Genomic DNA, 9,558 nt, shown 5'->3' with positions numbered 1-9,558 from the left:
GAAGCTGGCGACGCGTGCGGATATTGCGCTGCGGGTGGCGGGAGTGGTGGCTGCTGCGGTGTCGGGGGTGGTGGCAGTGATGGATTTTGTTGATGCCAATGAGAGTCGGGAACAAAAGAACTGGAGGTTGGCGAGTCTTCAATCTGTTTCAGGAATGACCGGATTTCTCTCTGCTGTAGTCGCTGGCTGGGCTGCTTTTTCTGTTGCCGGTGGCGGCACTATGGTGTTCGGTCTGAGTTTGACAGGGTGGGGATTGATTCTGGCAGTTGTGCTGGTGGGGATAGGTATAGCGATCGAGTACGTGAAAGGCAGCATTTTTTCTCAGTGGCTTGAAAAAACCTACTGGGGAGTCCTGCCTGTCTCGAGTCGTTATGGAGAGCCCAAAGTCGAGCATGTCGATTTCAACAAAATAATGGCAGGGATGTGATGTTTACGACGAGCAAGAAGCAGCGCCCGCTCACCGAGCAGGATCGTGAGTGGCGTTTGTCCATTAACAAACGCATTGCAGATCCGCATGCATTGATGCGGGTGATTCGGACAAATTCGACGTATCTGGAATTGGTTGATGGTTACTATGGCAATCGTGGATTGATGGGAATAATCGGATTTGTAGCTATCTGCGTAATTGCTGGAATGGATTTTTGGATGCTGGGTGCATCTATAATTGATAGTTATTTAAATTCAAATTGGGATCGTCGTGATGAATTTGAGATGGTGGCGGCATTAATTTTTATAACTACAATGACGATTTTTAGTATTTGGTTAATTGTTGCAATACATAAATGGGTTGGCGAGTGGTTTCGCTACACGCACTATCCAATTCGTCTGAATCGCCGGACGCGCACGGTTTATGTTTTTCGCGGCGACGGTACAGTTCTGAAGACGCGGTGGGATGACGTGTACTTCGCATTGCGCGTGAACGCACAGGCCGCGGGTATTCGCTCGTTCGGCATATGTGGGCTTGTGCTGAAAGACCCCGAAACCGTCGAAGAGATGTTCGTGTTCGGCTATGCATCCAGCAGCAAGGAATACTGCCTGCGCCACTGGGAGTTCATCCGCCGCTACATGGAAGAAGGGCCGCGCGCGGTACTCAACTCCCCTGGACTCGATCTCTATCTCCCGATCGCGGACAAGCGCGAGACGCTGTACCAGGGCTGGATACAACTGGTTTCGCACGATGCATGGAATCCGGTCTTCAAATGGGTGATGTTTCCGTTCCACGTGCTGTTCTTCATCGGTCGTCTGGTGCACCACGCCACGAGCAAGGTGCCGAAATGGCCAGCGGACGTGGAAGCTGAGTGTCGCATTGAACCAGACGATCCGTACGTGCGCGATTCGAGCCTGAATCCACCGGAATATCGGTAATGGCTTAATTCTGGAAAAAGTGATGGCGGGAGTGTGATGTTTACGACGAGCAAGAAGCAGCGACCGCTTACTGAGCGGGACCGCGAGTGGCATTTGCCAGTTAAGCGACGCGAGGCAGATCCGCATGCATCAATGAGGGTGATCCGGTTGAACTCGACGTATCTGGAATTGGTTGACGGATACTGCTCGAATCGGGGGTTAATGAGTTTTATAGGATTGCTGGCGGTAAGTGTATTTTCGTGGGCGTTTTTTTCGATTTGGGGTGTGGTGATTTTCAATAATTATTTGAATCCTGCGTGGAATGGAAGTGACGAATTACAAATGCTAACGTCGCTTGGGGTATGTTCAATTATCTCGATTTCGGTGATTGCTGGAAGCGTCGCATTTCTCATGAAAATCGGGGAATGGTTCAGATACACGCATTACCCAATTCGCCTGAATCGTCGGAATCGCAAGGTCTACGTGTTTCGCGGCGACGGCACAGTACTGAAGGCGTCATGGGACGACGTGTACTTCGCGTTGCGCGTGAACGCACAGGCTGCCGGTATTCGCACGCTCGGCATATGTGGGCTTGTGCTGAAAGACCCCGAGACAGTCGAAGAGATGTTCGTGTTCGGCTACGCATCCAGCAGCAAGGAAAACTGCCTGCGCCACTGGGAATTCATCCGTCGCTACATGGAAGAAGGGCCGCGCTCGGTACTCAACGCACCGGGACTCGATCTCTATCTCCCGATCGCAGACAAGCGCGAGACGCTGTACCAGGGCTGGATACAACTGGTTTCGCACGATGCATGGAATCCGGTCTTCAAATGGGTGATGTTCCCGTTCCACGTGCTGTTCTTTATCGGCCGTCTGGTGTATCGCGCCACGAGCAAGGTGCCGAAATGGCCGGCGGATGTGGAAGCCGAATGTCGCATTGAACCGGGCGATCCGTATGTGCGCGATTCGAGTTTGAATCCGCCGGAATATCGATAACGGCTGAATTCTGCAAAAAAGTGATGGCGGGGGCGTGATGTTCACGACGAGCAAGAAGCAGCGGCCGATCACCGAGAAAGACCTCGAGTGGCATTTGCCAGTTAAGCGACGCGAGGCAGATCCGCATGCATCCATGAGGGTGATTCGGATGAATTCGACGTACCTGGAATTGGTCGACGGTTACTACTCAAATAGGGGCGGGATGGGCGCTATAGGGTTAATGGCGTGCGGAAGTGGAATATTTTTTATTTTGATGATATGGGGTTCAGTTTTGTTCGATAGATATCTGAATAAAAACTGGGATCGACGAGAAGAATGGCAGATGTTATTGGTAGTTAGTTTTTCAACTTTAATATTGCTTTCTTTGGTGATAGGAAGCATTTTATTTCTTAGAAGAATTGGTGAGTGGTTTTGTTATGCGCACTATCCGATTCGCCTGAATCGCCGTACTCGCACGGTCTACGTCTTTCGCGGCGACGGCACAGTACTGAAGGCGTCATGGGACGACGTGTACTTCGCGTTGCGTGTGAACGCACAGGCCGTCGGTATTCGCGCGTTCGGCATATGCGGGCTTGTGCTGAAGGATCCCGAGACCGTCGAAGAGATGTTCGTGTTCGGCTACGCATCCAGCAGCAAGGAATACTGCCTACGCCACTGGGAGTTCATCCGCCGCTACATGGAAGAAGGGCCGCGCGCGGTACTCAATGCCCCCGGACTCGATCTCTATCTCCCGATCGCAGACAAGCGCGAGACGCTGTACCAAGGCTGGATACAACTGGTTTCGCGCGATGCATGGAATCCGGTCTTCAAGTGGCTGATGTTCCCGTTCCACGTGCTGTTCTTCATCGGTCGTCTGGTGCATCGCGCCACGAGCAAGGTGCCGAAATGGCCGGCGGACGTGGAAGCCGAATGCCGCATTGAACCGGGCGACTCGTACGTGCGGGATTCGAGTTTGAATCCGCCGGAATATCGATAACGGCTGAATTCTGCAAAAAGTGATGGCGGGGGTGTGATGTTCACGACGAGCAAGAAGCAGCGGCCGATCACCGAGAAAGACCGCGAGTGGCATTTGCCAGTTAAGCGACGCGAGGCAGATCCGCATGCATCCATGAGGGTGATTCGGATGAATTCGGCGTACCTGGAATTGGTTGACGGCTATTACTCCAATCGTGGTTTGATGTCGATAATCGGTGGTGGGGCTATCTGCTCGTTTGGGTGGGTAATTGTATCTACATGGTATTCCGTGATATTTGACTACTACCTTAATGAAAGGTGGGATGGTCGAGAGAGGTTTGGGGTGATGTCGTCTGCGATATTTGGAACAGTCTTATTTTGTTCGGAGGCGAGTGTCATTGTCATATTTTATCGGTGGATTGGTGAGTGGTTTCGCTATACGCATTATCCGATTCGCCTGAATCGTCGGAATCGCAAGGTCTACGTGTTTCGCGGCGACGGCACAGTACTGAAGGCGTCATGGGACAACGTGTACTTCGCGTTGCGTGTGAACGCACAGGCCGCGGGTATTCGCTCGTTCGGCATATGTGGGCTTGTGCTGAAAGACCCCGAAACCGTCGAAGAGATGTTCGTGTTCGGCTATGCATCCAGCAGCAAGGAATACTGCCTGCGCCACTGGGAATTCATCCGCCGCTACATGGAAGAAGGGCCGCGCGCGGTACTCAATGCACCCGGACTCGATCTCTATCTCCCGATCGCGGACAAGCGCGAGACGTTGTACCAGGGCTGGATACAACTTGTTTCGCACGATGCATGGAATCCGGTCTTCAAGTGGCTGATGTTCCCGTTCCACGTGCTGTTCTTCATCGGTCGTCTGGTGCACCGCGCCACGAGCAAGGTACCGAAATGGCCGGCGGATGTGGAAGCCGAGTGTCACATTGAACCGGGCGACCCGTACATACGCGATTCGAGTCTGAATCCGCCGGCATATCGATAACGAGCGCGCAACCACAACCGCTCTGGCGAAACACCCCGACCCCACGATCCCCATTCGTCCCAGTTGCCATTTCAACTCCATAGGAGACCAAAAAATGCCAAACGTCATCTACGTCGGCGACGCAACGAGCCACGGCGGCAAGGTGCTGACCGGCTCATCCCGCGTCAAGCTGCACGGCCGCGGCGCGGCGCGCAAGACCGACAAGGTTTCGTGCCCGCGTTGCGGCGACAACGAAATCGCCGAGGGCAACGCACGAATGCGCGATGGCGATCTGCCGCTCTCGTTCCATGGGCACAAGACCCGCTGTGGGGCCACGCTGATCGCGTCGAGCAAGGTGACGGGCTGCGCGTGATGGCATTCGACCTTCAGAGGATCGGCCCGGAGCGCGACGTGCCGAGCATTCGGCCGGCCTGGCTGGCATGGACGCTGTTGTTCGTCATCCTGACAGGGGGCGGCGCATTCTGCGTCGTCCGCTTCTGGCCCACTGGCGAACCCACGAACACGCCATGGTTCTGGTGTTGCGTCGTCGTGTTTCCGGCCATCGGCTGGTTGGTCCCGTTTCTCGCTTACCTCGGCGTCCTGCAGGCGCCGCGACGGCGTGCGATCGACTACAACGCAGCTCGGCAGCGTCATGTCGAGTCGGTTTGCCGCCGTGCCCGCGTCCCCCTTCACGTGCTCGGATCGGGATTCGTCTTTTCCGCGCAGGCTCACGACAACCGGGCCGATGCCGTCGTGGAGAAGCGACTCGCGCTGGCGCAGCAAGCCCGTTTCCCGGGGGATCATGAAGTCGTGGCGGCACGCTGGATCGAGCCGGAAGGGGAGGCATGGATACCCGAAGACGATCACGCGGATGCGCAGCGGCACCGTGCGTTGCTGAGCCACCTGTTCGACACGCTGCTTCGCGGGATCGCGCCCACGCTGCGGGCGATGCCCGAACGCACGCCATTGCGGATTCGGCTGGGCGTCGACACGTTGCTTTCGACACCCGAGATCGAGAACGCATGGCATGCCGGCTGGGCTGCGAATCGATTGCGCGCATCGGTCAAGCCCGAAATCGATACGACGGCGCCGGAACTGATCGCGGCCGATCGCTGGATAGACGGAAAAGACGACGAAGGGGCCGATGCGGTCGTCCTGCTGTGCGTCGTGCAACTCAACGCGTTGCTGAATGCGCGTCCGGCGGAAGGGGCAGCCGAAGCAGGCGTGATCCTGCTGCTGGCCTCGCAGTCGGTCACGGCGCGTACCCGGCCGACGACTCAGGCGCTGCTCTTTCGTCCGGAACGACGCGATGAGGCGACGCTGGCGCAGGGTGTGGCCCAGGCACTGCTCTGGGCACGCGTGCGTGGCCCGGAGCTGCTCGACCACTGGATGGCCGGCGGCGCGGAGGCGCCGCTGAATCACGCACTGGCGAGCGCTCTCGATGCACGCGGTATCGGCGCGATGCAGACGCCGAACCTTGACGGCCAGCACGACATCGACCTGCGGATCGGCACGGCCGGCATGGCGGCGCCATGGCTATGCGTCGCCTTGGCGCTGGAGCACGCGCGGGTTTCCGCACGAACGCAGCTGGTCAGCGTTGCCCACGCGGATCACGTGACGGTCGCGGTCGTCGCGCCGAGATTTTGACAGGAGCCGCGATGCGTTTGAATTACACACTGGCTGCTTTGTTCACGGCGCTGATCGGCGCGTCGCTTTTCGTGTTCGGCAAAGGTGAGCGGATCGGGCTGTCGACGATGGAGGAGCGGCTGCTGGCCGTCTGCGCGCTGGCCCTGCTGTTCGTGATCGCGATTGTCGTTTATGCGTTGCTGGTTCGGCGCGCCGAACGCAAGGCTGCAATGCAGGCGGTCGGATCGGCCGAAATTGTCGATGCCGAGGCTGATGGCCGGCCGTCGGCACCGTCCGATCCGTTCGTCGGTCTGCGCAGTGCGTTGCGCGCCCGGTACGGGTTCCGCTGGCGCTACCGTCAGCCGTGGCTGTTGCTGACGGGTGATGATCCGACGATCGCTCGGCTGTTGCCGGAACTGGCGGAGTCCGGCTGGCTGCTCGCCGACGATGCGGTCGTGCTGTGGAGCCGGACAAGTGAGAACGGACTGCCCGACGAGGCGTGGCTGAAGCGCGTGGTTCGCTTGCGCCGTCGCCGGCCGGTGGATGCCGTCGTGTTGGCCGTCGACGGGATGGTGCCGCCGCCCGCGCCGCGCCGCGGCATTGATCGCGATGGCCTGAACCTCGCCCGCATCGCCGATACGTTGCGCTGGGCCGCGCCGGTGTACGTGCTCGACGTGGCCGATGCCGATTCGGCCGCCGGGAGCGGTGCATCGGTGGCGGGCGCCCGGATACCGCGTCCCGCCGACGCCGACGCGATCGGCGCCGCGCTCGATACCGTGCGCAGGCGCCTTGCCGATCTTGCCGTGGCGCAACTGGCACGGAATGCTGCGGATACCTGGGCGGCGACGCTGTCGGCGCGACTCGACACACGCATTGCCCAGCTGGCAGGCTGGATGGCCGGCCTGTCCGGCAATGATGCCCATTCGGCGATCGGAAGGTTTCAGCGCAGGCAGCAGGTCGAAGGTGTGTTTTTCGTAGGCTGTCCGAATGCCGCGCACGACCCGCGCATCGCGCGCGACGTCGGTGAGCCGTTGTGGCGTTATCTCGGTGACGCCGCGCGGGCCGTACCGGGCCGTCGGGTTGGCTGGCACCCGGTGACCGCGTGGTCGATCGTCGCCTTCACGGCACTGGGCCTGTGGACGGCGGGGATGCTGGTGTCCGGCGTGTCGAACGCGCGCGAGGTGCTGCGGACGAAGCAGGTGCTCCGCACGCTGGACGCAGCGCCGGATCCCGCGGCGCGGCTGCGCGCATTGCTGGCGCTGCAGCAGCGTATCGCCTTCTACGAAAGCCGGACGCGGGAGCGCACGCCGCTGATGTCGCGGTTCGGCATGAACCGCGATCGCGAAACGCTCGCGGCGCTGTGGCAACCCTATGCGCGGACGAGCCGTCAGGTACTGGTCACGCCGGTTCAGCAGAACCTCGAGGCCATGCTCGTCGATCTCGGCCAGATGCAGACCGAACAGGTCGACGACCGGACCAGTCGCCTGGCATTCGCCGGCCACGAGGCGCTCAAGACCTACCTGATGCTGGCCGAGCCGGCGCGCGCCGATGCGGCCTTCATGACGCCGCAGATGGTTCGCTATTGGAGCACGGGCGCGAGCCTTCGTCCGGGGGAAAAGCTCGACCTGTCCGGGCGGCTGCTGGGCTTTTATGCCGATCGCCTGAAGGCGCACGACGACTGGCGCATCCGCGCGCGCACGGACCTCGTCAATGGTGCGCGCCAGACGCTGCTGGCGGTCATCGGCGTGAAGAATTCGGAAGATACGATCTACCGGGGCGTCATCGAAGCAGCGGGCAACCGCTACCCGGACCAGACACTCGCGTCGCTCACGGCCGGCACTGACACGCGCGGGCTGCTGCGGGCCACGGCGTCGGTACCGGGTACCTTTACCCGGCAGGCCTACGACGGCGCGATCGCGGCGGCGATCGAGGAGGCCGCGACGCGCAACGAGGCCGCGCACGACTGGGTGCTGGCGGAGCACCCGGTTCGCCATGCGCCGGAGCAGCCGGCGGCCGACCTGAAGGCCGCGCTCACCCGCCGTTATTTCGACGACTACGCGGATCGCTGGCAGGGCTTCATGAACGGGTTGCAATGGGAGCCGGCGCCGACGCTGCCGTCCTCGATCCAGCAGCTCAGGCTGATGGCCGATACGCGGCAGTCGCCGGTGATCGCGCTGATGAAGTCGCTCGAGTATCAGGCAGGAGCGGGGGCGCTGAAGGCGTCGCTGTCCGATACGCTGGTCGACAAGGCCCAGCAGATATTCGGGGGGAAGATCGACGGGCCGCAGATGGCGAAGCCCGATCCCGCCGGGCCGTTGGGCGCGTCGTTCGGCCCCGTGCTGCGCATCGTCGCGCAAGGCGACGACGGCGGCGGCAACGACCTGAGCTTGCAGCGCTTCATGGATCGCGTGACGACGCTGCGCCTGAAACTCCAGCAGATCAACGATAGCCCCGATGCCGACGCGCGGGCGAGGGAGGCAGCGCAATCGCTGTTCCAGGGGCGCGGATCGGAACTGGCCGATACGCACGCCTATGCGCAGCTGATCGCGGCGAGCCTGGGCGCGCAGTGGGCCGGCATGGGCGAAGCGCTCTTCGTGCGACCGGTCGCGCAGGCGACGCAAACGGTGATGCAGCCGGCTCAGGCCAGCCTGAACGACGCATGGCGGAGGACGATCGTCGCGACCTGGAATCGCTCGTTCGCCGGCCGTTACCCGTTTGCGAATACCGGTAACGATGCATCGATTCCCGAACTTGCCCGGTTCCTGCGCCCGCAGGGCGGGCTGATCGGTGCGTTCCTCGGTTCGCAGCTTGCGGGCGTGCTCGAATTGCAGGGCGATCAGTGGGTGCCGGCATCGGCCGGTGGAACGGCCGTGCGCTTCGATCCGGATTTCCTGAAGGCGATGAACCTACTGCAGCGCATGGCGGGCCATCTGCTCGCGCAGGGTGAGCCGCAATATCGTTTCGACCTGCGGCCGGTGCCGACCGTGGGCGTGACCGAAACGACGCTCATGCTCGACGGCCAGCGCATGCATTACTACAACCAGCAGGAAACATGGCAGCCGATGACGTGGCCGTCGAACCGGACGCAGGGGCTCGGTACGTCGTTGCAATGGCAGACCGAATCGGCCGGCGCGAACAAGCAATTCGAATTTGGCGGCCGCTGGGGATGGATTCGCATGCTCGAACGGGCTCGTGTGCAGCCGATCGACAGCGCGACCTTTCTGCTGACGTGGCAGGCCGTTCCGGATACGCGTGCGCCACGAGCGGGGCGGGGGCCGATAGCTGCGGCTGGCGCAGGCGCGCAGGAAGCCGGTGGCGTCGAGCGTGACGAGGGTGACGAAACCGCCGTGGCAGAGCGTGCCGACAGCCTGACGACACAGGAACCGCTGGTGCCGCCTTCCCCCGATGTCGTGTATCCGTTGAGCGTCGTGTTGCGCACGGACGTGGGCAAGGGGCCGCTGGAGTTGCTGACGCTGCGGCAATTTGTGCTGCCGTCGCGCATCTTCGCCGCGCGAGGGCCGGCTGCGGGCAAGTCGACTGCGCGATCGGCGCGGGCCGACGGCCCCCCGCCGCTGCCGAGCGCGTTCATCGATGCGGCAAAGCATGCCGGCACGCCGCTGCCGGAAGGCAGGCGGCCGCTATGAACGTCATCAGAGAGGTAT

At 61.0% G+C, this 9,558-nt stretch carries 8 protein-coding genes; all 8 read left to right on the top strand.

Annotated elements, in window-relative coordinates; translation table 11 throughout:
* Positions 1–427 (top strand): hypothetical protein (locus HWX08_RS33900; protein WP_279610532.1); only part of this gene is annotated, 427 nt, incomplete at its 5' end.
* Positions 427–1,365, top strand: coding sequence for a DUF6708 domain-containing protein (locus HWX08_RS33895; protein ID WP_174922899.1), 939 nt, complete (start codon positions 427–429; stop codon positions 1,363–1,365). The genes HWX08_RS33900 and HWX08_RS33895, both read left to right, overlap by 1 nt.
* 36 nt (positions 1,366–1,401) lie before the next feature.
* Positions 1,402–2,340 (top strand): DUF6708 domain-containing protein, encoded by a 939-nt coding sequence (locus HWX08_RS33890; protein WP_174922900.1) that lies wholly within the window; start codon positions 1,402–1,404, stop codon positions 2,338–2,340.
* A 37-nt stretch (positions 2,341–2,377) separates the two neighbouring features.
* Positions 2,378–3,316, top strand: a complete 939-nt coding sequence (locus HWX08_RS33885; protein ID WP_174922901.1) for a DUF6708 domain-containing protein — start codon at positions 2,378–2,380, stop codon at positions 3,314–3,316.
* A gap of 36 nt (positions 3,317–3,352) precedes the next feature.
* Complete coding sequence (locus HWX08_RS33880) at positions 3,353–4,291, top strand: DUF6708 domain-containing protein (protein ID WP_174922902.1); 939 nt, start codon at positions 3,353–3,355, stop codon at positions 4,289–4,291.
* Between the two features lie 94 nt (positions 4,292–4,385).
* Complete coding sequence (locus HWX08_RS33875) at positions 4,386–4,643, top strand: PAAR domain-containing protein (RefSeq protein WP_069260663.1); 258 nt, start codon at positions 4,386–4,388, stop codon at positions 4,641–4,643.
* Positions 4,643–5,917: a hypothetical protein gene (locus HWX08_RS33870; protein ID WP_174922903.1), complete on the top strand. Its 1,275-nt coding sequence runs from the start codon at positions 4,643–4,645 to the stop codon at positions 5,915–5,917. Before HWX08_RS33875 ends, HWX08_RS33870 begins: the two co-directional genes overlap by 1 nt.
* Before the next feature lie 38 nt (positions 5,918–5,955).
* Positions 5,956–9,540, top strand: coding sequence for an ImcF-related family protein (locus HWX08_RS33865; protein ID WP_244122657.1), 3,585 nt, complete (start codon positions 5,956–5,958; stop codon positions 9,538–9,540).
* Positions 9,541–9,558: the final 18 nt, after the last annotated feature.

The organism is Burkholderia metallica (assembly GCF_902832845.1).
Lineage (GTDB): Bacteria > Pseudomonadota > Gammaproteobacteria > Burkholderiales > Burkholderiaceae > Burkholderia > Burkholderia metallica.
This window is presented reverse-complemented; position numbering and strand designations above follow the sequence as displayed.